The organism is Skermanella stibiiresistens SB22 (genome assembly GCF_000576635.1).
Classification (GTDB): domain Bacteria; phylum Pseudomonadota; class Alphaproteobacteria; order Azospirillales; family Azospirillaceae; genus Skermanella; species Skermanella stibiiresistens.
Window position 1 is genome coordinate 121781 of the sequence record NZ_AVFL01000004.1, and the last position, 23010, is coordinate 144790.

Here is a 23010-nt window from a genome sequence, read left to right on the forward strand (position 1 = left end):
GGGGTAGGTGCCAACGTCCTACCAGTCCTCATCCTCCCCGCCATCCGACGCCGGATCGCCGAAATCATCCTCGTCTTCCTCGTCCCCATCGCCGGAGCCGGGTCCCGCCATGTCGCCGACGGCGGCCTGCGCGATGATCCACGACTCGCAGGACTTTCGGAACGAACCGAATTCCTCGTCCGGGGCCGGTCCATCGAACGAGGCCACGAACTGGAGGATGCGCCAGCCCTCGACGCCCAGCGTGCGGAGCGCCGCGACGTTGATCTGGCTGTCGAAGTCCTCCGCCGCGATGCGTTCCATCAGGGTCCACATGTTCTGGCGGCGGCCACCGCCGACCGAGGCGATGACCTCGGGATCGGACAGCAGGTCCTTGGCCTCGTCGAACTGGCTGTAGAGTTCCTGGACATCCAGTTCCATGTCGCCCATGTGGGTCGACAGGTTGTATTGCAGCAGCCGGATCGCCTCCTCGATCGAGGCGCGCGACGCCTTCTCCTCGGCCGCGCTGTTCTCCTCGTTCTTGCGGATGTTGTCCGCGACCTCCTTCATCAGCCCGTGCCAGAGCTGGGGGAAATCCTCGTTGACGATGGTGCCGTCGAGCACCTGTCCCTCGCCCATGTTCAGCGCGCGGCGGTAGAAATGGGCGCGTTCGTCGACCGACATGCGGTCGTTGCGGCGAAGCTTGTAGGCGTGCAGCTTGGTGCCGGCGGCGCGGCTGAGATCCAGCCGCCCTTTGGCCCGGCGCAGCAGGAGCGCGTCGGCGAACTGGAAGACGCCCAGCACGTCGCCCAGCACGTAGACATAGTAGAGGACGCTGGCGGCCAGGATGTTGTCCTTGACGACGCCTTGCTCCTGCGCGTTCTCGAAGGTGTCGACCTGGAAATCCCAGGCGCCGAGCTGACCCTTGCCCATCTTGAGGTCGATCGGGTCCTCGCCGCGTCGCGACGACTGCAGCGCCTCGCGGTAGGCCAGCGCGAAATACTCGTCGAACTTGCCGGCGTCGAATGCGGTGGCGGTCAGCTGGAGGTCGAAATCGCCCAGGATCGCGACCATCCGGTCGCGGATGTCCGGCGTGAACCGGGTCGGCGAGATCTCGCCCCGGCTGGCGTAGCGGGCGACGTATGACGGCAGCAGGCCGATGTCGTTGATCTGCTCCAGCAGGCCGTTCAGCACCGTCTTGATCTTGCCGGCGGGGCCCAGCGGGATGTTCATGTTGGCGGCGTTGAGCGCCAGGAGGTCCAGCGTCCTCTGGTCGAGCGAGAGGCGCGCCTCCTTGGAGTAAAAGCCGACCAGGGCGGCGAAGAACTTGGCCGACGGCTCCTGCGAGGCGCCGATCAGGATGGCTTGGCGCAATCCCTCGGTGTCGTGCGGGTCGGCGTTGTCCTCCGTCAGCAGCTTGAGCAGCAGGTACTCGTAGACTCCGGGGGTCGACAGGATCAGCCGGGTCGCCGCCGGCAGGTTGGAGCCGTTGAGCGCCGCGGTCAGCTTGAGGATACTGGGATAGATGCCGGCCTGTCGGACGTGGTCGAACAGCTTCTCCGCGTTGCTGTCCTGGCTGTCGGCCTGGAACAGTGCATCCTCGGCTTTCAGGGCTTCGGCCTTGGCGTCCTCCAGTTCCAGGGTCAGCTTCCGGCGCTGGTCGTCGGAACCGACCGGGACGTCGTTGGACGGATCCGGGAACTTGGCTTCCGGGGAGATGCCGGGGCTGGACGCGGGGAGCTTGCCGAGCGCCGCGGTGGCGACCTTGATCCGTTCCTTCGCCTTGGTCAGCGCGGCCTTGAGCCGTGTCATGTCGGGCAGCGGGCTGGATTTGACGCTTTGGGCGGCGTAGGCGTCGCGGAGTGCCGCCTGGGCCTTGAGCGCCAGGGGATCGGGCAGGCGCAGCCTCGGCTCGATCGCGATCAGGCGGGTCCGGCTGTCGGCCAGCACGGAGGTGTTGTCCAATATGGCGGCGATCACCTTCACGTCTCCTCGTGTCTGGCGGGATGGGGCGCCGGTTTCCCTCGGGCCATCAGGCACCCAGTCGATGATCCAGGAGGCGGAGCGCGTCCCGGAGGTTGAGCATGCCGAAGCCGGCCTTGGGGTCCTTGAACTCCCGGCCCACCTTGTCGGCGGTGTGTTTGAGCACGTGCTTGACTTGACCGTCGGTCAACCGGCGCCCGAGCGAGCGGGCATGGCATTTCAGCAGCGCGGCGGCGCCCGCGACGAACGGCGCCGCGTGGGAGGTGCCGGTGGAGAAGGCATAGCCATGCTCCAGATACGTGCTGTAGATGTCCACGCCCGGCGCTATCAGGCTGACCTGGTCGCCGAAGGTCGAGAACGAGGCGACCCGGCCCTTGTCGTCGGCGGCGCCGACGGCGATCACGTGGGGCAGGGCGCCGGGATAGTAGAGCTGGCGCTGGCCATCGTTGCCCGACGCCGCCACGATGGTGACGCCATGGCGGCGGGCGTAGTCGACCACCTCGCGATGGGGCAGCCCACCGCCCTCGTGGCGCACGCCAAGGCTCATGTTGATGACGTCGGCGCCCTGGTCCACCGCCCATTTGACGGCGCTGTTGATGTTGTCCAGCAAGCCGGCCCCGAACCGCTTGCCAGCCTTCTCCATGGCGCCCAGCACGCGCACGGGCAGGACAGAGCAGCGCGGCGCGACGCCGGCCGGCATCCTGATGCCGCGGCCCGCGATGATGCCGGCGACATGGGTCCCGTGCCCGACCTCGTCGTCGGGGACGTCATCGGCGCCGAGATAGTCGCCGACGAACTGGCCGGCCCCATCGAGGATATCGACGAAGTCGCGGCCCGGCCGCAACGCTCCGGCCAATTCCGGATGGTCGAGGGCGATCCCGGTGTCGAGCACCGCTACCAGGATCCGGGGATCGCCGCGCGAGTAGTCGCGCGTCTCGTCGAGCCCGATCGCGGTCCTGGCCGCCTCGCCGGTCCGGTCACCGCCCGACAGGGCCGAGGCCCGCGGCAACTCCGCCCGCGCCACAAGGCCGGGGCGGACCGACTCGACGACGGGCAGCGCCGCCAAGTCCCTCAGGAGGTCCGGCGGCGGCCGCCTGTCGTCGTTGAGCACGACGCGGTAGACCCTGTTCAAGCCACTTTCCAGTTCCTGCGCCGACCATGTGCCGGAACGGTCGCGCGGACGGTATTCCGCCGTCACCAAGACGCCGACGCGATGGCGGTCGAACACGCGGTCGATCTCGGGATGCAGCCGGGAGCCGACGCCGCTCTTGTCGCGCACCGCGTCGCTCCAAGCGGGCGCCGTCGCCGTCGCCGACGCCGCCTGGGGAACGAGCCTGATGATCAGATGCGGCTTCATGGGTGATCCTGGCGGCTCCGGCGCGCGGGCGCCGAAACTTGGAAAGAATCAAAAGGGAGAAATAGGAGGGATCGTGACTAATAGGTTTGAAATGAAGTGAACATTGATCGACTTCATCGGAAACGAATACGATGATATGCTTATGCTGTACTTAATACCTCTTCAAACATAAAGTAATAGAGATTTCAGTCAAGTGGAGTCTTTGGCTGGACTGTTCTGTGTCCGCCTGAATGCTGAAGGATGTCGGCAGTTCGTGCGCCGCGAGTGCGACCGGTTCAGCGGACCGCCTCGGCTCCCACCGGCAGGTTGTCGCGCAGGAACTCCGCCAGCACCCTGAACTCGCGGCCGCGCGCGGCTTCCCGGCGCCAGACCAGCGCCACGCGGCGCGACGGGCTGGGGGGAGCGAAGGGCCGGATCTCGACCGCTCCGCCGGGCAGGCTGACGCCGGTCACCGACAGGGCCGGCAGCAGGGTGACGCCGATCCGGCTCGCGACCATTTCACGCAGGGTATCCAGCGATGTCGCGGCGAAACTATCGCGGTCGCGCGCGCGGCGGTGGCCGCACACCGCCAGCGCCTGATCGCGGAAGCAATGGCCCTCCTCCAGCAGCAGCACCTGCTCGTCGCGCAGGTCCGATTCGCTGACTTGGTTGCGGGCGGCCAGACGGTGTCCGGCGGGAACCGCCACCACGAAGTTCTCATCGAACAGGGGTTCCGACTCGAACGACGGTTCGGACACCGGCATGGCGAGCAGCAGCGTGTCCAGATCGCCGCTTTTCAGCCGCTCCACGAGTCGCTCGGTCTGGTCCTCCCGCAGGTAGAGTCGAAGCTCCGGATATGTGCGGCGCAGCGATGGAAGCACCCTGGGAAGCAGATAAGGGCCGACCGTGGGTATGACACCTAGTCGCAGGTCTCCCGCCAGCGGGGGGGAGACCCCCTGCGCGCTGTCGGTCAGGTCGCGCACCTCGGCGAGGATGCGGCGGGCCCGTTCCGCTACCTCCGAGCCGATCGCGGTGAGCATCACGCGGCGCTTGGTGCGCTCCACCAACTGGGTGCCAAGTGCTTCTTCCAATTGCTGAATCTGGGCGGACAGACTGGGCTGGCTGATGTTCGCGGCATCGGCCGCCTTGCCGAAATGGAGGGTGTCGGCGACGGCCACCAGATAGCGCAGCTGCTTTAGCGTGATGGCGTGACTCATTGGCCCGTCCTATCACAGTGGTCAGAAAAAGTGATTGGATTTATCATGGGCCTGCCGCCAGTTTTGGAACTGTTCGAATTTAGTGCACCGCAATAATCCTAGTGCACCGCAACAATCGGAGCGAGTTTCATGCTTACTGTCGGCGATAAATTCCCCGCTTTCGACCTCAAGGCCGTCGTTTCCACCGATATGAAGGACGCCTTCGCGCAGCTGACCGACAAGTCGTTCGGCGGCAAGTGGCTGGTCGTGTTCTTCTGGCCGAAGGACTTCACCTTCGTGTGCCCGACCGAGATCGCCGCTTTCGGCAAGCTGAACGGCGAGTTCGCCGATCGCGACACCCAGGTTCTCGGCGCCTCGACCGATAGCGAGTTCGTCCACCACGCCTGGCGCGTCCACCACGACGACCTGCGCGACCTGCCGTTCCCGATGCTGGCCGACATCAAGCGCGAGCTGACCACCGAGCTGGGCGTCCTGGACAAGACCGAAGGCGTGGCCCTGCGCGCCACCTTCATCGTCGACCCCGAGGGCATCATCCGCTTCGCTTCGGTCAACGACCTGTCGGTCGGCCGCAACCCGCAGGAAGTCCTGCGCGTTCTGGACGCCCTGCAGACCGACGAGCTGTGCCCCTGCAACTGGCAGAAGGGCCAGGACACGCTTCAGGCGGCCTGATCCCCATCCGATACGAGGTCCGATCGGCGGGCGTCCCCAGGGCGCCCGTCGGCCTTGGCCGGTGGGAGCCGATCGGAAAACACGACTCCCAAAACCACACGTCACTGTCCGCACCTTAGGAATCGCCTGCCATGTCTATTGAAGCGTTGAAGGGCAAGCTGCCCGATTACGCCAAGGACCTGAAGCTGAACCTGTCCGGCGTGTTCAACACGCCCAACCTGACACCGCAGCAGGCCTGGGGTACCGCCGTCGCGTCCGCCCTCGCGTCGCGCCAGCCCGATGTGATCCGCGCCATCGTCGCCGATGCCGGACAGCACCTGGAGCCGGCCGCGTTGAACGGTGCCAAGGCCGCCGCGGCGATCATGGGCATGAACAACATCTACTACCGATTCGTCCACCTGTCCGCGACCAAGGACTATGCCCAGATGCCGGCGCGGCTGCGCATGAACATCATCGGCAATCCGGGCGTGGACAAGATCGATTTCGAATTGTGGTCGCTCGCCGTGTCGGCCGTCAACGGCTGCGGCATGTGCATCGAGAGCCACGAGCACGAGGTCGTCAAGAAGGGCGTCTCCAAGGAGTCCGTGCAGGACGTGATCCGGATCGCCTCGGTGATCCACGCGGTCGCGGCCGTCATCGACGGCGAGAACGCGCTGGCCTGATCGGCCGCGCGTCTCCGGCCCGGCCGGGACGTTCCGAAAAAGGCGTTGGACCGCATCGGCGGCCGGCGCCTTTTTCGTATCCGCTCCCAAGTCCAGCCACCAGCACAGCCACCCGGTCACCCGAAGGCGCTGGCCACGGCGTAGACGCCGAAGCCGGCCAGCAATACCGCGGCCCCCTGGTTGATCCGCTTGAAGATCCTGTCCGAGATCTTGTGCCGCAGCAGTGCGACGCCGGCGCAGAGCGTCAGGAACCAGAGGACCGACCCCAGGAAGACGCCCAGCACCAGGACGCCCGCCTCGTAGTCGCTGGTCAGGTCGCCGCCCAGGCCCAGGCCGGCGAAGATCGCGACGAAGCCGAAGATGGTGATGGGGTTGGTCAGGGTCAGCCCCAGGCCGACCGCGAACCCGCCCAGCACCGTCCGGATGTCTCGGTTGATCTCGCGCGGATGCGGCGGGGATGTGAAATCCCTGATGGCGATCGCCAGCATGACGGCGCCGCCCACCAGCTTGAAGGTCGTCTGGTGCCCCGTCAGCCACTCTGTCACGAACTGGACGCCGAAGGCCGCCACGGCGCCGAACATCCCGTCGGCCACCGCGGCGCCCAGTCCCGTGACGAAACCCATCCGGACGCCGCCTTGCAGCGTGCGGCGGATGCACAGCAGCCCGATGGGGCCGACCGGCGCCGCCACGGCCACGCCGATCAGGATGCCGCGCGCCAGGATCGCCAAATACTCCACCAACCGAACTCCCAAATACCCTCGAGGCGCGACGCGGCGGAGTATGCCCAGCCAACCGGTGAAGCGGAATGGAGGATTGTCCGCCGCGGCGTTAAACCCCCATTGCAAGCGATGGGATCCGCAAAGGGTTGCCGGAACACCGCACCTGTGACCTTTGTACCGTTGGCCGGTCCAATCCGGCTTGCCTCCCGCGTGGCCTTCGATTAATCAGGGGAACGGTACAGGGCCGCGGACCAAGTCCCATCGCCAGCCATCCGCCTCCACTGTGGAGCGCTCCCCCGGGGCCGCTTCGAAGGGTATTTTTGTGCGAGATTTCTCCTTGCCGGATCAGGGTTCGAAGCGTTCCAAGCGGGGGCGGCGCAAGGCACCGCGCGGCGGGGCCCGTGCCGGTTTGCGGGGCGGCCTGCTGGCGCTGGGGATCGCCGTGGCGGCCGGTTCCTCCGCGGCGCTGGCCCAGACCGGCGGGGCCCAGGCCGGCAAGAACGACCAGCCGGTGCTGCTGAACGCCGACGAGCTGACCTATGACGAAACCCTCGGCCTCGTCACCGCCTCCGGCGACGTGGAACTGGCCCAGGGCGACCGCCTGCTGCTGGCCGATCGCGTCTCGTTCAACGAGAAGACGCGCGTGGTCACCGCCACCGGCAATATCCGCATGCTGGAGCCGAGCGGCGATGTCGTCTTCGCCGAATACGCCGAACTGACCGATGACATGGCGCAAGGATTCGTGCGTCAGGTCCGCAGCTTGCTGAGCGACAACTCGCGGGTGGCGGGCACGGAGGCCGAGCGGACCGACGGCGGGCGCTACATGCGGATCAACCGGGCCGTCTACTCGCCCTGCGACTTGTGCGCCGACGACCCGACCCGGGCGCCCCTGTGGCAGCTGCGCGCCAACCGCGTGGTCCACGACCGCGAGGCGAAGGAGGTCATCTACCGTGACGCCCGGTTGGAGATGTTCGGGGTCCCGGTGCTCTACACCCCGTATTTCTCACACCCGGATCCGTCGGTCGACCGCAAGAGCGGCTTCCTGAGCCCGGTGTTCGGCTATGGCGGCCGGCTCGGGACCTTCGCGTCAGTGCCCTATTACTGGTCGATCGCCCCGGACATGGACGCGACGATCACGCCGCTGTTCAGCACGGAGGACGGGCTCCAGGTCCGCGGCGAATGGCGCCAGCGGTTCGAGAACGGCCGCCTGTTCCTGGATGGCAGCCTCGTCAACGCCGACCGGACGACCAACTCCGGCGAGGTCAAGGAGGACCGCTGGCGCGGCCATCTGTTCGGCAACGGCTTGTTCAATCTGGACGAGACGTGGCGGGCGGGATTCGACGTCCAGCAGACCTCCGACCGGTCCTACCTGCGCCGCTACCGGATCAGCTCCGAGGACATCCTGACCAGTCGCGCCTTCGTGGAGGGGTTCCAGGGACGCAACTACGCCGTCGCCAACGCCTATCGGTTCGACGACCTGCGCGACATCTACGAGAACGAGCCCTATGTCATCCCGCTGGCCGAGGCGCAGTTCCTGGGCGAGCCCGGCGCGGCACTGGGCGGACGGTGGTCGCTGGACCTGGGACTCGTCGGCTTGCAGCGTCCGGAGGGCCGCGACACCCAGCGGACCTCGATCGAGGCGGGCTGGCAGCGCGAGTTCGTCGCCGACGCCGGTCTGATCACCACGGTCAGCGGCACCTTGCGCGGCGACGCCTATTACGCGACCGATTATGTGCGCGCCGACGATCCGAGCGGGCGGGAGGATAGCTCCACCGATTTCCGGCTGTTCCCGCAGGGACAGATCTCGATGCGCTATCCGATCGCGCGCCAGATCGGATCGGTCCAGCACGTGATCGAGCCGATCGTGTCGTTCACCACGTCGCCGGCCCTCGACGACCAGGACGACATACCGAACGAGGACAGCCAGGACATCGAGCTGACCCCCTACAACCTGTTCCGCGCCAACCGCTTTCCCGGAGTCGACCGGCTCGACTCGGGCACCCGCGTCACCTATGGCGTCAACACCGGCTTCTATGGCTTCGGCGGCGGCTCATCCGAATTCTTCCTGGGGCAGAGCTATCAGTTCTCCGAGAACAACGAGACGCTGGCGGCATCCGGCCTTGGCGAGAACTCGTCGGACATCGTCGGCAGCATCCGGATCCAGCCCGGCCCCTATCTGGACCTTCAGTACAACTTCCAGCTCGCGGAGAATGACCTGGAGGCCCAGGTTCAGCAGTTCCGGATCAGCGCCGGCGCGCCCATCCTGCGGGCCAGCGCCAACTATTACTATCGCGACCGGCCGACCAGCGGCCAGACCGCGACGCGGCGCGAATACCTGACCACCTCGCTCAGCTCGTCCTTCTCCCAGCATTGGTCCGCCGCCGTCGCCCAGAGCCGCGACCTCCAGGCGGAGGAGAACCAGCTGCGCAGCACCAGCGCCTCGCTGACCTATAGCGACGAGTGCTTCACCTTCCAGATCATCGGCTCGCGCGACAACACCGTGCGCTCCGGCGAGGAAGGCGGCGACTCGATCTACTTCCGTCTGGTGTTCCGTAACCTGGGCGAAGTCGAAGCGCCGATCCTCAGCAGTTCCTCCACCGCGTCGACCCAGTGATCGGGAGAGCGGGGACGGCGCGGGAAAGAGGTTTCGACTTCAATCCGCGAGTGCTGACCTAAGGTCCACCACTCCTCATCTCGTCATACCCGGACTTGATCCGATTATCTGTCCTCGGAAGATTCGCGGATGAAATCGGAACTCAAGATTGAAGTCACCGCATCATCGGATGCTTGGAGATGACCGGATCAAGTCCGGTCATGCCGAAAAAGAGCGGATGAAACCCGTAGGGCGTGAACGGCACACCTAGGTCGGCGCCTATCGGATCAAGTCCCGTTACACCACGACAGGCGCGGGTGATGCCCGATAGCGCGTCGAATACCTCAGGACTGGCATCCAGGAACTCCAGTCCGCCCCGCCCCTGGCTCAGCTCGGCTTGACGGGATCGCGGTTGAAGTACAGCGACAAACGGCGGGTGATGTCCTCGGAGATCTGGCTGACGCTGCGGTCGTAGGCGTCTTGTTCGCCGATCAGTGTCGCGTACTGGCTCAGCAGGATGTTGAAGTTGCTGACCGAGGTGGTCGTGCCCGACAGCACGGCGGCACCCTGCGCGTTCCTCAAGGTATAGTTCGCCAGCACGGTCAGCTCGGCGCGGGTGGCGCTGTCGTCCAGCGCGATGCCCAGCTTGGCGATCGACGGGCTCAGGCCGATGTCGAGCGTGTATTCCGGCGCCGCCGGTCTGCCATCACGGTAGAACCGGTCTATCAGGCTGTTGCGCAGCTGCTGCCCCAGCCGGTTCGGGATGTTGTTGACCTGAACCAGCGTCAATTCGTGGGCGGCGGGCGCGCTGGCGCCATGGAGCGGCTGGTAGCCGCAGGCGGGCAGCAGCATCAGACAGAGCAGGGTGCCCCACCGTGCGAGCGGGTTTGTCTTGTTCGACACCATCTGCCACCTGACGAATTCACTGGATGAAATGACTTGAACCGCGGATCCCGGAGCGGCGGGGCGCTGGGCCGAAGCTATCCAACTCGATGCTGACGCGCAAGCGCGTGGATCGCCAGCATCGACAGGAACAGCGCGCCCAGCCACCAGAGCTGCCAGATGCCATAGGCGACCGAGATCATGGCGAGCGCGCCGGCGAAGGCGGCGAGCGCCACCGGCTGGCTCTCGCGCGGCAGGCGTCCGATGTCGCGCAGCACGGTCAGTCCTGCGGCGATGGCGATGCAGACGCCGATGAAGCCCATCTCCAGCCAGATCTGGAGGATGGCGTTGTGCGGATGGATCGGCAGCAGCGGAAAACTATAGCCGCCTCGGTCCAGGTTGACGTTCTCGGCCAGCGAGCGCGACGCGTCGAGCCCCCAGCCCAGCAGCGGGCGCTCGAACACGAGGTTCGACGCGAAGTGCCAGATTTCGATCCGGTGCAGGAACGAGAAGGGCAGGGTGCCGCGGTCGATCAGGTTCAGGCCGTAAAGCCATTCCATGGCCGGAATGGTCGCGAAGAAGGTGATGACGAACCCGACGCCCAACAGATGCCGGGTCAGCGTGGGCGCCACCAGGGCGACCGCCAGCGTGATCAGGCCGATCAGCAGCCCGACCATCGCCGATTCGCTCTGCCCGCCCATCACCAGAACGATCATCGCGACCGGCAGCAGGGCGGTCGCGGCCCAATGGCGGCGCAGCCAGAAGACTTGGCAGGCTGGCCAGCACAGGGCGGCCATCGCCACCATGTTCCGGTTGATCAGCGCTCCCTCCAGGTCGAGGTCGTGCCGCGGCCAGCCCCGCATCAGCTGGTAGATCGGCAAGCCGTGGAGCAGATCGAGCATGAGCAGGATCACCGCCGCCGCGTAGGCCAGCAGGAACCAGCCGGCGCGCCGGTCGTCCAGCGGGCTGGTGCCGGTGACCGCCGTGCCCAGCAGCAATGCCGGCACCAGCGCGTAGGACAGATCCCAGACTTGGCGCAGGCTCTGGCCGGGGCGGATGCTCCACAGCGCGGTCAGGGCGCCATAAATCAGGAACGCGCCGACGATGATCATCCAGCGCGTCGGCGGCACCGGCCAGCGCCCCGTCTCGACGCGGAAGATCACCGTGCCGATGATGGAGCCGGCGATCGTCAGCGGAGCCAACCCGCGCGGCACGGTGACGGAGATCAGCGGCGCCAGCAGCAGCGTGATCAGGAACACGGTCGCGAAGCGCGCCGGAACGGCGGGCCTCAGCATGGCTGGCCCATCTTGTCAGGGGGGGGCATGTCAGGGGGAGCCCAGTTCCTGGCGTGGCTGGTTGATCGGCGTGGAGTCCAGGTCGCGCTCCGGGGCGAAGTCGGGAACCAGGGTGCGGAGGGTGGCCAGCGTCCTCATCCGGTCGTTCGCCCGCGCCGCGAGTTCCAACTCGTTGAGGAGCCGTTTGATGACGCCGTGGTCGATCACCCGCGGCGAGGCCTGGAAGACGCCGTCGGCGGTGGTCCGGGTCGGCGCCTCGCCCTCGGACAACAGTTCCTCGAATAGCTTCTCGCCGGGACGCAGGCCGGTGAACTCGATCTTGATGTCCTGGTCGGGCCGCAGGCCGACCAGCCGGATCATGTTGCGCGCCAGATCGACGATCTTGACCGGCTCTCCCATGTCGAGCACGAAGATCCTGCCGCGCCCCTGCGGATGGGCGGACCCATATGCCGAGGCCTGCAGCACCAGTTCCACCGCCTCGCGCACCGTCATGAAATAGCGGCGCATGTCCGGGTGGGTCACGGTCAGGGGCCCGCCCGCCGCCAGTTGGCGCTGGAATAGCGGGACGACCGAGCCGCTGGACCCCAGCACATTGCCGAACCGGACGGTCATGAACCGTGTTCCACCCATGCAGGCGCCGCGATCGGCGGCCTGATCGAGACCATCGAGGACAGGTGCGGTGATGGGCGCCAAGTCGAGCGACTGGCAATAGGATTCGGCGGCGCGTTTGGTGGCGCCCATCACGCTGCTGGGGTTGATCGCCTTGTCGGTGGAGATCAGCACCATCGCCCGCGTGCCGACCGCGCGGGCCGCGTCGGCGACGTTGCGGGTGCCGATCGCGTTGGTCAGCACGCCCTCCTCGGGGTTGGCCTCGACCAGCGGGACATGCTTCAGGGCGGCCGCGTGGAACACCAGTTCGGGCGTCATGTCCTGGAACAGGCGGAGCACCCGGGCGCGGTCGCGGACATCGGCGATGACGCTGTGGCAGGCGAGGTCGCGGTAGTGGCCCCGGATCTCGCCGTCGATCGTGTAGAGGTTGAACTCCCCGGCGTCGACCAAGGTCAGTTCGGCCGGGCCAAGCGCCGCGATCTGGCGCGTCAGCTCGCTGCCGATGGTGCCGCCGGCTCCCGTCACCAGCACGCGACGGCCCGCGATCAGGCCACTGATGGCGTCGCGGTTCAGCACGGTCTGGGGCCGGCCCAGCAGATCCTCGACCGCGATCGGCCGCAGCTCGATCTTGCCGGCGCCCAGCGCGTCCTTGAATTCGGTCAGGTTGGGCAGCCGGCTGAGTGGCAATCCGAGCGGTTCGGCGATGTCGAGCAGCCGGCGGATCAGGTCGCCGTCGTGTTCGTTCTCCGGCTTGGTGACGATCAGCCTTTGCGGCTTGACGCCGCGGCGGTGCAGGGACTCGACCACGCCCATCAGGTCGTCGATCCCGCCGAGCACGGGAACGCCGCGGATCGACCTGCCGATCCTGCCGCCCTTGTCGTCCAGGACGCCGACGACGCGGTAGGCCGCCTGGGGCGCTTGCGACAGTGCCCGGATCAGCTGGTCCGCGCCATCGCCGGCGCCGACCAGCAGCACCGGCACCCGGTATTCCCCCCGCGAGAACTCCGACAATGCCAGATGGCGGTCCTTGAACAGCCGATAGCCGAAGCGGGGTGCTCCCAGCAGGAACAGTAGCACGAACCACTGGATGACCGGGATGGAGCGGGGAATGGTGTCCAGCCGGGTCAGCAGGAACAGCAGCAGGACCGAGACGACCGAGACGATGGTGGCGGCCTTTGTCACCTGGATCAGGTCGGGCGCCGACGCGTAGCGCCAGATCCCCCTGTACAGGCCGAACAGGCGGTAGGTGATGGCGCCGGTCAGCATGACCACCGGCAGGCCTTGGACCAGGCCCTCGAAGTGATATCCAAGCAGGTCGCCGCCGACGCGCAGATAGAACGCCGCGACGAAGGCGATGCCCGTCATCAGGATGTCGTGCAGATACGCGAGCCCGGCTCGATCGAATTTCATCAGGTCAACTGGCGCCGTTCTTTTTTGAATCGGCGGAAGCATTGAACCATTCGGCGGTGACGCGCAAGGCGTCTTCCTGCGACCAAAACGGTTGCCAGCCCAAGGTGTCGCGAATGGCGCGGTCGTCCAGTTCGAGCGAGGCCGCCAGCCGGTCGAAGGCGTCGCCCCGCCCGATCAGCCTCAACGCGGCGCCGAGCAGTGCCGGCGGCACCGCGAACAGCCGCGCCGGCCGGCCAAGGGCGCGGGCCAGCGTCCGGATCAGGTCGGGAGTCGACAGCGCCGTGCCGTCATGGACCAGGAACCGGTGCCCCGGTGCCGCCGGATGTTCGACGCAGGACAGGATGGCGCCCGCCAGGTTCTCCACATGGATCAGGCTGCGCCTGTTGCGGATGGCGCCGAATGGCAGCGGCGGGGCGCGCCGGCACAGTTCCAGCAAGCGGAGGAAATTGGCGCCGACCCCCGCGCCATAGACCAGCGGCGGCCGCACCACGACGGCCTCCAGCCCGGTCCGGGCCGCGACCTCCATCAAGGCCCGCTCGGCTTCCAGCTTGGAGACGCCATAGGGGGAGGTCGGGGCCTCCACCGTCGCGTCGGTCACCGGCCGTTCCGCGCCGTTCTCCGTCACCGCCTTGATCGTGCTGACCAGCACCATCCGGCGGACACCCGCGGCCGCCGCCGATTCAGCCAAACGCCGGGTGCCCTCGACATTGACGAGGCGGTGGAGCGCCAGCGCCTCGGCGTCGTCGGCGGGTTCCTCCGCCTGATGGACGCGGGCGGCCAGATGGACGACCGCGTCCATCCCGGCCAGAGCCTCGCGCCAATCGGTCTCGGGACCGATGTCGCCGACCACGACGGTATCCGCCACCGGCCGCGCACCCGCGCGCCGGACGGCGGCGCGGACCGCGTGACCTCGTCCCCGCAGGATCGGGATCAGCGCCGAGGCGACGAAGCCGGTCGCTCCCGTGACCAGGATCCGCATCACGCGCCTCCCACCGGCACCCGGACCGGGCGGGACAGCAGGACCAGCAGGGCCAGCACGATCAAGACTCCCGGCGGCAAGGCCAGCCAGCCGACCGGGACGGACAAGGCGGCCAGCGCGATCAGGCAGGCGTTGGCCGCGATCACCCATAGCACCACCTCGGAATGGCGGCGGCCGGCCTGCACGGCGCGCTGATAGGCGTGCTCGCGGTGGGGTTGCCAGATCTTCTTGCCCGCGATCAATCGGCGCAGCAGCGTCAGCGTGGCGTCGGCCAGGAAATACAGCGGGATCAGGACCGCAGCGGTCCATTGTCCGGCGCCGGCGGTCGCCAGCAGGAGCCAGCCCAGGAGGTATCCCAGCGGCACGCTGCCGACATCGCCCATGAAGACCCGCGCCGGATGCCAGTTCCAGCCGAGGAACCCCAAGGCGGCCCCGGCGCAGGCGAGGGCGAGCCAGAGCGGCACCACGCCAAGCCCCGCCATGACCGCGACCACCGCCAGTCCGGCGCCGATGGAAACCGCCTCGCTGCCCGCCAGTCCGTCGATCCCATCCATGAAGTTGAACAGGTTGACGAACCACAGCCAGCAGACCGCCGCCGCCAGCCGGTCCAGCCACGGCGGCAGCCATCCCTGGAATATCATGTCATGACCCGGCAGGGCGGCCAGACCGAGCGCCACCGCGCAGACCTGCGCCGCCAGCCGGAACAGCGCCGACCGGCTCCTCCGATCGTCCATCCAGGACACGGCGATCAGGATGACGGCGCCCGCCAGCACAGGGGCGATCCGCTCGAAGGAGCCGATGATCCAGCCGATCAGGACCAGCGCTGGCAGCAGGGTCGCCATGATGCCCCAGCCACCGCCGCGCGGCGTCGGTATCTTGTGGCTGCTGCGTTCGTTCGGATGGTCGAGGATCGCGTTCCGTCGAAGATAATGGAGCGCCACCCCCGTCGCCATGTGGGACAGGACGGTGACGCCGAAGAAGAGCGCGATCTCGAACAGACCGATCGTGTCGAACATCGGGGTATTCGGCATCAAGTCATTCGGCATCAGGGTATCCGGGCGCGACGCCGCGTGTTTTCAAGCGAACGTCCAGAGATGGTCAAGGCGATCAGGCGATACCGTGATAGTCCTTGTACCACGCGACGAACTTCGGGATACCCACTTCTATCGGGGTGGCGGGGTCGAAGCCGAGATCGCGCCGGGTGGCCTCGATGTCGGCGTAGGTCGCCGGCACGTCGCCCGCCTGCATCGGCTCCAGGCTCTTCAGGGCGGTTCGCCCCAGCGCCCGCTCGATCACCTCGATGAAGCGCAGCAGGCTCTCCGACTTGTGGTTGCCGAGATTGTACAGCTTGGTCGGGACGCCTCGGGCGTCCGGCGCCGCCGGATGGTCCAGCGCCGCCAGGACGCCCGCCACGATATCGTCGATATAGGTGAAGTCGCGCTCCATCCGGCCTTCGTTGAAGACCCGGATCGGCCGCCCGGCCATGATCGCGTCGCAGAACAGATAGGCCGCCATGTCCGGCCGGCCCCACGGCCCATAGACCGTGAAGAACCGGAGGCCGGTCGTCGGGACCTTGTGGATGTGGCTGAAGCTGTGGGCGATCAGCTCGCCCGACCGCTTGGTCGCGGCGTAGAGCGACACCGGATGGTCGACCGGATCGTCGGTCGAGAACGGCAGCTTGGTGTTGGCGCCATAGACCGACGACGAACTGGCGTAGACGAAATGCGTCAGCGCGTCGAGCCCGCGCGTCGCCTCCAGCATCACCACCTGACCCATCAGGTTGGCGTCGGCGTACACGTACGGATTCTCGAGCGAGTAGCGGACGCCGGCCTGCGCCGCCAGATGGACGATGCCGGTGACCGGACCGCCCAGCGAAGCCGCCCGCTTCAGGGCCGCGTCGACCGCGGCGCGGTCCGCCACGTCGCCTTCGATGAAGTCGAAGCCGGTCCGGCCGCTCAGCCGGGCCAGGCGGGCGCGCTTCAGGTCGACGCTGTAGTAGTCGTTCAGGTTGTCGATGCCGACCACCCGCTCACCGCGAGACAGCAACGCTTCGGCGACATGGGAGCCGATGAAGCCGGCGGCGCCGGTTAGAAAGATCGTCATCCAGGACCTCGGTGGAATTCCGTACGGCGGCTATATGGACCAGACGATCCGGCAGTGCCAGCGCAACTGCGTCATAGCCCTTCCGATTCAAATCGTCGCTCCCCCGGGCGCCCCACCGCGCGGGGCGCCAGGATCGGGGCCAGCCGGCGCGGCAGCAGTGGCGGCGGAATGCCGATCCGCTGCCACGCCATCACCGCCATGGCGATCTGGCTCCCGAGCAGCGACAGGGTGGTCATGGCGGCGGCGCCCTCGATCCCGAAAGCCGGGATCATGACGAGGTTCAGCGTGATGTTGGCGGCGGCGGCGCAGCCCAGCGCCCACATCGCCTGCCGTTCATGCCCCGTCATCGTCAGCATCAGGTGGCTGGGGCCAATCACGGTGCGAAGGCATATCCCCAGCATCAGAATGCGCGCGGCCCCGGCGCCCTCCACGAATTCCGGCCCGAACAACCCCAGTATCCAGGGCGCCAGCACCATCAGCGGAACGCCGATCAGCAGCGAGCCGGCCAGTGTCATCAGCGTCGTCGTCCGCATGAACGCCGCCAGTTCGGCCCGCTCGTTCCGAGCGTGGTGCGCCGCGAAGGTGGGACCGACGATGGCGCCCACCGCCAGATAGGGGAACAGCACCAGTTCGGCGACATTGCAGGCGACGACATAGACGCCCGCGTCGGCGGCGGTCATCAGCCAGCCGATCATCAGCACGTCGCTGCGCTGGAGCAGCAACTGGCTGCCGCCGGTCAATCCCAGCACGAAAGCCGAGACCATCCATTCCCGCCGCCGATATTGGGCGGGAGGCGCGTCGCCAGGAAATGCCGCCAAGCGCCGTCGCAGGAACAGGATCAGGGCCAGGGCGCTGGCGCCGCCCGAGGCCACGAAACCCATCACCACCGGCGGCGTCAGATGCGCGGCGAACGCGGTCGCGACACCGACCAGCGCCAGCACCACGGCATCCCGTCCGAGTCGCTCCGGCGCCGTGCCCAGCACGACACGGCCTTGGCCATAGAGGACGGCGGCGTTGAGCCGGAGCATGGCGAGCAGCGGCAGCACCACGAACCCCGCCAGGAAAGTCGCCGCCAGGGTGGAGTGGACGCCGTCGTCGAGCGTGATCACGAACGCGCCGAGCAGCGAGATCGCGATGCTGAGCGTCCCGACCAGGATCGCGGCATGGCGCAGGACGCCCGCCAGCAGGCCCCATTCCTGCCGGGCTTGATGGGCGGCGACGCCCCGCATCATCAGCGTGTCGTGACCCATCACCGCGACATAGACCAGGATGTTGATCCAGGCCATCACGTAGGCGAAATGCCCATAGCCCTCGTGGCCAAGCAGGCGCGCCAGCACGACCTGGAGCAGGAGGGCCTGCGCCATGCCGGCGACGTTCAACGCCATGACCCCGCCACCGCCCCGGACGAGCCGCGTGAACGCGGAATTTCGCGTCAAGAGGGAGGGAAGCCGAAGTGCCACCGAAAAAACCAAAACCTTCGTCGCCGCCGGAAGCTCACGCGGCGGAGAATGCTGTCGCGCGAAGGGGGAAGTCAATGCGGCTGGGCGCCTTTTCCATCGTCATCCGTAAGGTGGTCCCGCTAACCGATGATTGCGCTTGCCAGTCCGGCACCGGGCTTTCTATGTGATTCCACTGGCTGTCGGTCATGGATATGGGCCGTCATGGTGACGGATTCGGCGGGGAGTGCGTTTCGGGTGTGTGGCATCTGCGGTTTCGTCGAACCTACCGGTCGCCGGCAACTCTCCGGGCTGGTCCGGGCCATGTCCGACACTCTCGCGCATCGCGGACCCGATGGCGATGGCGTCTGGACCGACGACGCGACGGGCGTGGCGTTCGGGCACCGCCGCTTGGCGATCGTCGATTTGTCCCCCCTGGGACGGCAGCCGATGGAGTCCTCCGACGGCCGGCTGGTGCTGACCTACAACGGCGAGATCTACAATCACCGTGAGCTGCGGGCCGAACTCGAAGCCGCCGGCCACCGCTTCCGTGGGCAGTCCGACACCGAGGTGCTGGTCGAGGCCTGCGCCCTGTGGGGCGTCGAGCGGACGGCGCGGCGGCTGATCGGCATCTTCGCCCTGGCGCTGTGGGACAAGGCGGTCCGCCGGCTGATCCTGGTGCGCGACCAGCTCGGCGTCAAGCCGCTGTACTGGGGGCGGATCGGCGGTCCGGGCGCCTCTGGTGGCCTGATGTTCGCGTCCGAGCTGAAGGCGCTGCGCGCGCATCCGGGCTGGTCGCCGGAGCTGGACCGCGGCGCGCTGGCGGCGTATTTCCGGTTCAACTACGTGCCGGAGCCGCACACCATCTACCGCGGCGTCTCCAAGCTGCCGCCCGGATCGATCCTGACCTGGGAGCCCGGCGGCGAACCGGCGATCTCGCGCTACTGGGACATGCGCGCCATCGCCCGGACGGCGCCACGGGAGCGCGATCCGGCCGAGGCCGTGGCCGAACTTGAGGAACTGCTCGGCGACGCCATCGGCCGTCAGATGGTCGCCGACGTGCCGCTGGGCGCATTCCTGTCCGGCGGCATCGACAGCTCGACCGTCGTCGCCTTGATGCGGGCCCGGAGCGGGCGCCCGGTCCGGACCTTCTCGATCGGGTTCGACGTGGCTGGGTATGACGAGGCGACCCACGCCAAGGCCGTGGCGGCGCATCTCGGAACCGACCACACCGAGCTTTATGTCGGCCGGGAGCACATCCAGAACGTGATTCCCACGCTGCCGGACCTGTTCGACGAGCCGTTCGCCGACAGTTCCCAGATCCCCACCTTCCTGGTGTCGGAGATGACCCGGCGGCACGTCACGGTGGCGCTGTCGGGCGATGGCGGCGACGAGCTGTTCGCGGGGTATCACCGCTATTTCTGGGCCGACGCCGCCCGCCGTCGGCTGGAGCGGATGCCGCGGGCGCTGCGGGACTTGGCGGCGGGCGGCCTATCCTCCCTGTCGGAGGGCGCCTGGGACCGCGTGTTCGGTCTGGTTCCGGCGGGCGTCCGGCCGGAACGGGCGGGTGGGCGGATGCTCAAGCTGGCCGAATTGCTGGCGGCGTCGGGACCGGACGAGGTCTATCGCGGCTTGTTGTCGCACTGGGACCCGCCGGAGGACATCGTCAGGGGAGCCAGCGAGCCACGCGGGCTGCCGTGGGACCGGTCCATCGCCGGCGAGATCCCCGACTTCGTCCGGCGCATGCAGTTCGTCGACACCATGACGTATCTACCGGACGACATCCTGGCGAAGGTCGACCGAGCCAGCATGGCGGTCGGATTGGAGGCTCGGGTTCCCCTGCTGGACCACCGCGTCGTCGAGTTCGCGGCGGGGCTGCCGGCCGATCTCAAGATCAGGGACGGGCAGGGCAAGTGGCTATTGCGCCAGGTGCTGTACCGCCACGTCCCGCGTGAGCTGGTCGAGCGCCCCAAGATGGGCTTCAGCGTTCCTCTCGACGGCTGGCTGCGCGGCCCCTTGCGCGACTGGGCGGAGGATTTGCTGGACGAGCGGAGCCTGGAGGAGGGCGGCGTGCTCGATCCGGCTCCGATCCGCCGGCGCTGGGCCGAGCATGTCGAGGGCCGCCGCGACCATCAGGACAAGCTCTGGGGTGTGTTGATGTTCCAGGCGTGGCGGCGGCGTTGGCTGGATCGAACGCCCGCGTCGCGAACCGAACCGCCGATGCCGCCGCAAGTGGCCGTGGCCGGATGACATCACGGCGATGGGTCATCCCGGTGCACAAAACCGGCCACTCCAAATTCCTGTGATCAAAAGTGGTAATCAATACACTCTAATTCATTTAATTTTAGAGGTTAGACGAAAAGATATATTTCCTTTGTTTTTAGACGGATGGACGGTCAGGGCAGGTAGATTAAGCCCCTTTGATAATTGACGGGGTTGGTGGTGCTGGTTAGCTATGGGATTGATGCCAACTGCTCGGCTACTTTGTTTACGAGACAGGTTCGCTCGGCACGAGTGAACGTTCAGCAGGTCTCCTGTGCGTGGCCAGCCCCACGATCGACGAGAAGAGGGCTTGATTGAGTGGTCGGCACTGACAAGCGAAAAATCTCCCATGGCCGGAAGCGCAACCTTCTGCTCTGGTATTGGGGCAGGCGGGGCGGGGGAGCCCATTATTGCTTGGAAGTCGCCCGCGAACTGTCAAAGCGGGACGAGTTCAACCTCCATCTGTCGGTCTCCCGCGATTGCGACCTATACCCCGAGTTGAAGGCGCTGGGCCTGCCTGGATTCGACGTCGACACCTACCACGATGTTGGAAGCGCCGCCCTGGCCCTGTGGCGGGTGCCGCGGATCAGGCGGCGGTTCCAGGACTATCTGGAGGCGAACGGCATCGATCTGGTGCTCTGCACCATGCAGCACCTGTGGAATCCGTTCATGCTGCCGGCGATCCGCAAGGTCGGCGCCCGCTATGTCGTGACCATCCATGACGCGGCGCTCCACCCGGGCGAGTGCTTCATGCCCTATCAATGGTGGCTGGATTGGGAGATCCGCCGGGCCGATGGCTACGTCGTGCTCAGCGATCATGTCGGGAGCGTGTTGCGCGCCCGCCATCATACCCCGGCCGACCGCATGACGGTGGCGCCCAGCGGACCCTTCAGCCAGTTCGCCGACACGAGGCGTGCCGGCGGGAAGGCCTGCGACGCCAGACCGCCCCGCCGGCTCCTGTTCTTCGGCCGGATCATCGCCTACAAGGGCCTCGACCTGTTGCTGGACGCCTATGCGCGGTTGAAGGTACGCTATCCCGATCTCAGCCTCGCCATCCATGGCGCCGGCGACTTGTCGCCGTACAAGGCGGCATTGGACAGGTTGCCCGACGTCAAGGTCGAGAACCGCTACATCGCCGAGGAGGATCTGCCCGGCATCCTGGAGAACGCCGATCTGGTGGTGCTGCCCTACCGCGAGGCCAGCCAGTCGGGCGTCCTTGTGCTCGCCGAGGCCGCCGGACTGCCGGTGGTCGGCACGCCGACCGGCGCCCTGGTCGAGCAGATCGTGCCCGGCGTCAACGGCTTGATCGCCGCCGGGGTCAGTGGCGAGGCGCTGGCGGCATCGATCGCCAAGCTGCTGGATGATCCGGCCTTGTACCGCCGCTGCGTCGAAGGCATCGCCCACAACGCCGAGGACCGCTGGGCCGAGGCCGGCGACCGCATCTCCGGATTCCTGCTCGGCGACGGGACCGTGGCGCCGGTGGCGTCGCCGCGCTACAGCGCCGCGTCGATGTCCGGGGCGGAGCGCGCATTGCCCCTGCGCCGGCAGGCGCGGTGACCATTTCCCGTCCGATGGCGGCGCCAACGTCATGACCATCTCGCCCCGCGACACCGCGCGCACGCTCTGGCGGACAGTGCCTTCCGGACTGCGTCGTTCGCTGCTGTTCAAGACCACCCGGCTGGCGGCCCCCGCCGCGCGGACGCCGGGACCTCCCGCCGCCGAACCGATGGTCGTGGTCGGTCCGATCGCCAGTGCCACCGGGCTCGGCGAGGGCGCGCGCCTGTGCATGAGGGCGTTGCGGGCCCAGGGGCTCGATGTCCGCGGCTTCGATGTCAGCCCGGTCATGCTCGGCGGCGATCCGGCCGAGCCGATCGACCTCGGACTGCCGATCCAGCCGGGACCCGGCACCGTCATCCTGCACGTCAACGCGCCGCTGGCGCCGCTGGCCTTGCTGATGCTGGGGCGCGGGCTCGCGAAGGGTAAGCGGATCATCGGCTACTTCGCCTGGGAACTCCCGGACCTGCCGGCGGATTGGATCGCGGCGCTGGAACACGTCCACGAGATCTGGGTGCCCAGCCGTTTCACGGCGGAGGCGTTCCGGCGCCACACCGACCGGCCGATCCACGTCGTGGCGCATCCGGTCGCCGCGCCGGGTCTTCCGCCGCGAGGCGTGGATGGCGGTGAGCCCTTCACGATCCTCACTCCTTTCAACATGGCGTCCGGCTTCACGCGGAAGAACCCGATGGCGGCGGTGGAGGCGTTCAAGCTGGCCTTCGGACAGGCGCCGGGCGGCACGGCCGACGCGCGCCTGATCCTCAAGACGCACCATGTCTCGGCCTATCCCGCCGGCCGCGACCAGTTGGCCGCCGCGATCGATGGCGATCCGCGCGTCAGCATGATCGACGGCACGCTTGGCCGGGCCGAGCTGGACGCGCTGATCGGCCGCTGTGACGCGTTGATGCTGCTGCACCGGTCGGAAGGCTTCGGCCTGCCGCTGGCCGAGGCGATGGGGCGTGGATTGCCGGTGGTCGCGACCAACTGGTCGGGCAACACCGACTTCATGAACTTCGGGAACTCCTGCCCGGTGTCCTACTGCCTGATCCCGGCGCGCGATCCGCAAGGTGGCTACGACTATGCCGACCAGGTCTGGGCCGAGCCCTCGGTGGAGAACGCCGCCCTGCACCTGCGCCGTCTGGCGGGCGACGTCCAGCTGCGGGCGGATCTGGGACGAGCGGCGGTCCAGGCGATACGCCTCCATTGTTCGATCCAGGGCTACGCCACGACCCTGCGTTCCCTGCTGCTGAGTGGCGCAGAGGTCTAAGCGGACGCCCTGATGGTGCGCCGCACTTGACATCGATAGACCATTCCGCTCCTATTCG

Annotated in this window: 17 protein-coding genes; 6 read left to right on the forward strand and 11 right to left on the reverse strand. The window is 67.4% G+C overall.

Features of this window, described 5'->3' with window-relative positions; genetic code table 11:
• Positions 1–18: 18 nt before the first annotated feature.
• The 3 genes from N825_RS07275 to N825_RS07285 all read right to left on the reverse strand — a co-directional run bounded on the left by N825_RS07275 (position 19) and on the right by N825_RS07285 (position 4512).
• Positions 19–1956, reverse strand: a complete 1938-nt coding sequence (locus N825_RS07275) for a hypothetical protein (RefSeq protein WP_157619036.1) — start codon at positions 1954–1956, stop codon at positions 19–21.
• A gap of 52 nt (positions 1957–2008) precedes the next feature.
• Entirely contained in the window at positions 2009–3316 is a 1308-nt protein-coding gene (locus N825_RS07280) for a S8 family serine peptidase (RefSeq protein ID WP_037449060.1), read from the reverse strand.
• A 275-nt stretch (positions 3317–3591) separates the two neighbouring features.
• Positions 3592–4512: a LysR substrate-binding domain-containing protein gene (locus N825_RS07285; RefSeq protein WP_037449063.1), complete on the reverse strand. Its 921-nt coding sequence runs from the start codon at positions 4510–4512 to the stop codon at positions 3592–3594.
• A gap of 129 nt (positions 4513–4641) precedes the next feature.
• Between N825_RS07285 and N825_RS07290 the strand changes: the two genes are divergently transcribed.
• Positions 4642–5181, forward strand: a complete 540-nt coding sequence (locus N825_RS07290; protein WP_037449066.1) for a peroxiredoxin — start codon at positions 4642–4644, stop codon at positions 5179–5181.
• Between the two features lie 131 nt (positions 5182–5312).
• Positions 5313–5843 carry an alkylhydroperoxidase, AhpD family gene (ahpD, locus tag N825_RS07295; RefSeq protein WP_037449069.1) on the forward strand — a complete coding sequence of 177 codons (531 nt, stop codon included), beginning with the start codon at positions 5313–5315 and terminating at the stop codon, positions 5841–5843.
• 116 nt (positions 5844–5959) lie between these two features.
• Here the strand turns inward: ahpD and N825_RS07300 are convergent, their stop codons facing one another.
• Positions 5960–6580, reverse strand: coding sequence for a LysE family translocator (locus N825_RS07300; protein WP_051511718.1), 621 nt, complete (start codon positions 6578–6580; stop codon positions 5960–5962).
• Positions 6581–6899: 319 nt separating this feature from the next.
• On the opposite strand from N825_RS07300, the gene N825_RS07305 reads away from it, so the two are divergent.
• Positions 6900–9176 (forward strand): LPS-assembly protein LptD, encoded by a 2277-nt coding sequence (locus tag N825_RS07305; RefSeq protein ID WP_051511681.1) that lies wholly within the window; start codon positions 6900–6902, stop codon positions 9174–9176.
• 366 nt (positions 9177–9542) lie between these two features.
• Here the strand turns inward: N825_RS07305 and lptE are convergent, their stop codons facing one another.
• The 7 genes from lptE to N825_RS07340 all read right to left on the reverse strand — a co-directional run bounded on the left by lptE (position 9543) and on the right by N825_RS07340 (position 17818).
• Complete coding sequence (gene lptE, locus N825_RS07310) at positions 9543–10058, reverse strand: LPS assembly lipoprotein LptE (protein ID WP_198038216.1); 516 nt, start codon at positions 10056–10058, stop codon at positions 9543–9545.
• Positions 10059–10135: 77 nt separating this feature from the next.
• The gene (locus N825_RS07315) at positions 10136–11332 is read right to left on the reverse strand and encodes an O-antigen ligase family protein (RefSeq protein WP_037449072.1); all 1197 of its coding nucleotides are present in this window, start codon (positions 11330–11332) and stop codon (positions 10136–10138) included.
• A gap of 30 nt (positions 11333–11362) precedes the next feature.
• Positions 11363–13351, reverse strand: a complete 1989-nt coding sequence (locus tag N825_RS07320) for a polysaccharide biosynthesis protein (protein WP_037449074.1) — start codon at positions 13349–13351, stop codon at positions 11363–11365.
• A 4-nt stretch (positions 13352–13355) separates the two neighbouring features.
• Positions 13356–14330: an NAD-dependent epimerase/dehydratase family protein gene (locus N825_RS07325; RefSeq protein WP_037449077.1), complete on the reverse strand. Its 975-nt coding sequence runs from the start codon at positions 14328–14330 to the stop codon at positions 13356–13358.
• Entirely contained in the window at positions 14330–15376 is a 1047-nt protein-coding gene (locus N825_RS07330; protein ID WP_157619037.1) for an MraY family glycosyltransferase, read from the reverse strand. Before N825_RS07330 ends, N825_RS07325 begins: the two co-directional genes overlap by 1 nt.
• A 61-nt stretch (positions 15377–15437) precedes the next feature.
• Positions 15438–16433, reverse strand: coding sequence for an SDR family NAD(P)-dependent oxidoreductase (locus tag N825_RS07335; protein ID WP_037449080.1), 996 nt, complete (start codon positions 16431–16433; stop codon positions 15438–15440).
• Positions 16434–16504: 71 nt separating this feature from the next.
• Positions 16505–17818, reverse strand: coding sequence for a flippase (locus N825_RS07340; protein WP_037449083.1), 1314 nt, complete (start codon positions 17816–17818; stop codon positions 16505–16507).
• A 309-nt stretch (positions 17819–18127) separates the two neighbouring features.
• Between N825_RS07340 and asnB the strand changes: the two genes are divergently transcribed.
• The 3 genes from asnB to N825_RS36280 all read left to right on the forward strand — a co-directional run bounded on the left by asnB (position 18128) and on the right by N825_RS36280 (position 22952).
• Entirely contained in the window at positions 18128–20119 is a 1992-nt protein-coding gene (asnB, locus tag N825_RS07345; protein ID WP_051511683.1) for an asparagine synthase (glutamine-hydrolyzing), read from the forward strand.
• A 330-nt stretch (positions 20120–20449) separates the two neighbouring features.
• Positions 20450–21688, forward strand: coding sequence for a glycosyltransferase family 4 protein (locus N825_RS07350; RefSeq protein ID WP_051511684.1), 1239 nt, complete (start codon positions 20450–20452; stop codon positions 21686–21688).
• A gap of 31 nt (positions 21689–21719) precedes the next feature.
• Complete coding sequence (locus N825_RS36280) at positions 21720–22952, forward strand: glycosyltransferase family 4 protein (protein WP_051511685.1); 1233 nt, start codon at positions 21720–21722, stop codon at positions 22950–22952.
• Positions 22953–23010: the final 58 nt, after the last annotated feature.

What these genes read in the sequence shown, in the direction of transcription:
- N825_RS07280 (WP_037449060.1), bottom strand. Translation starts at nt 3,316, where the DNA reads ATGAAGCCGCATCTGATCATCAGGCTCGTTCCCCAGGCGGCGTCGGCG.
- N825_RS07285 (WP_037449063.1), bottom strand. Translation starts at nt 4,512, where the DNA reads ATGAGTCACGCCATCACGCTAAAGCAGCTGCGCTATCTGGTGGCCGTC.
- N825_RS07290 (WP_037449066.1), top strand. Translation starts at nt 4,642, where the DNA reads ATGCTTACTGTCGGCGATAAATTCCCCGCTTTCGACCTCAAGGCCGTC.
- ahpD (WP_037449069.1), top strand. Translation starts at nt 5,313, where the DNA reads ATGTCTATTGAAGCGTTGAAGGGCAAGCTGCCCGATTACGCCAAGGAC.
- N825_RS07315 (WP_037449072.1), bottom strand. Translation starts at nt 11,332, where the DNA reads ATGCTGAGGCCCGCCGTTCCGGCGCGCTTCGCGACCGTGTTCCTGATC.
- N825_RS07320 (WP_037449074.1), bottom strand. Translation starts at nt 13,351, where the DNA reads ATGAAATTCGATCGAGCCGGGCTCGCGTATCTGCACGACATCCTGATG.
- N825_RS07325 (WP_037449077.1), bottom strand. Translation starts at nt 14,330, where the DNA reads ATGCGGATCCTGGTCACGGGAGCGACCGGCTTCGTCGCCTCGGCGCTG.
- N825_RS07330 (WP_157619037.1), bottom strand. Translation starts at nt 15,376, where the DNA reads ATGCCGAATGACTTGATGCCGAATACCCCGATGTTCGACACGATCGGT.
- N825_RS07335 (WP_037449080.1), bottom strand. Translation starts at nt 16,433, where the DNA reads ATGACGATCTTTCTAACCGGCGCCGCCGGCTTCATCGGCTCCCATGTC.
- N825_RS07340 (WP_037449083.1), bottom strand. Translation starts at nt 17,818, where the DNA reads ATGGCGTTGAACGTCGCCGGCATGGCGCAGGCCCTCCTGCTCCAGGTC.
- N825_RS36280 (WP_051511685.1), top strand. Translation starts at nt 21,720, where the DNA reads ATGACCATCTCGCCCCGCGACACCGCGCGCACGCTCTGGCGGACAGTG.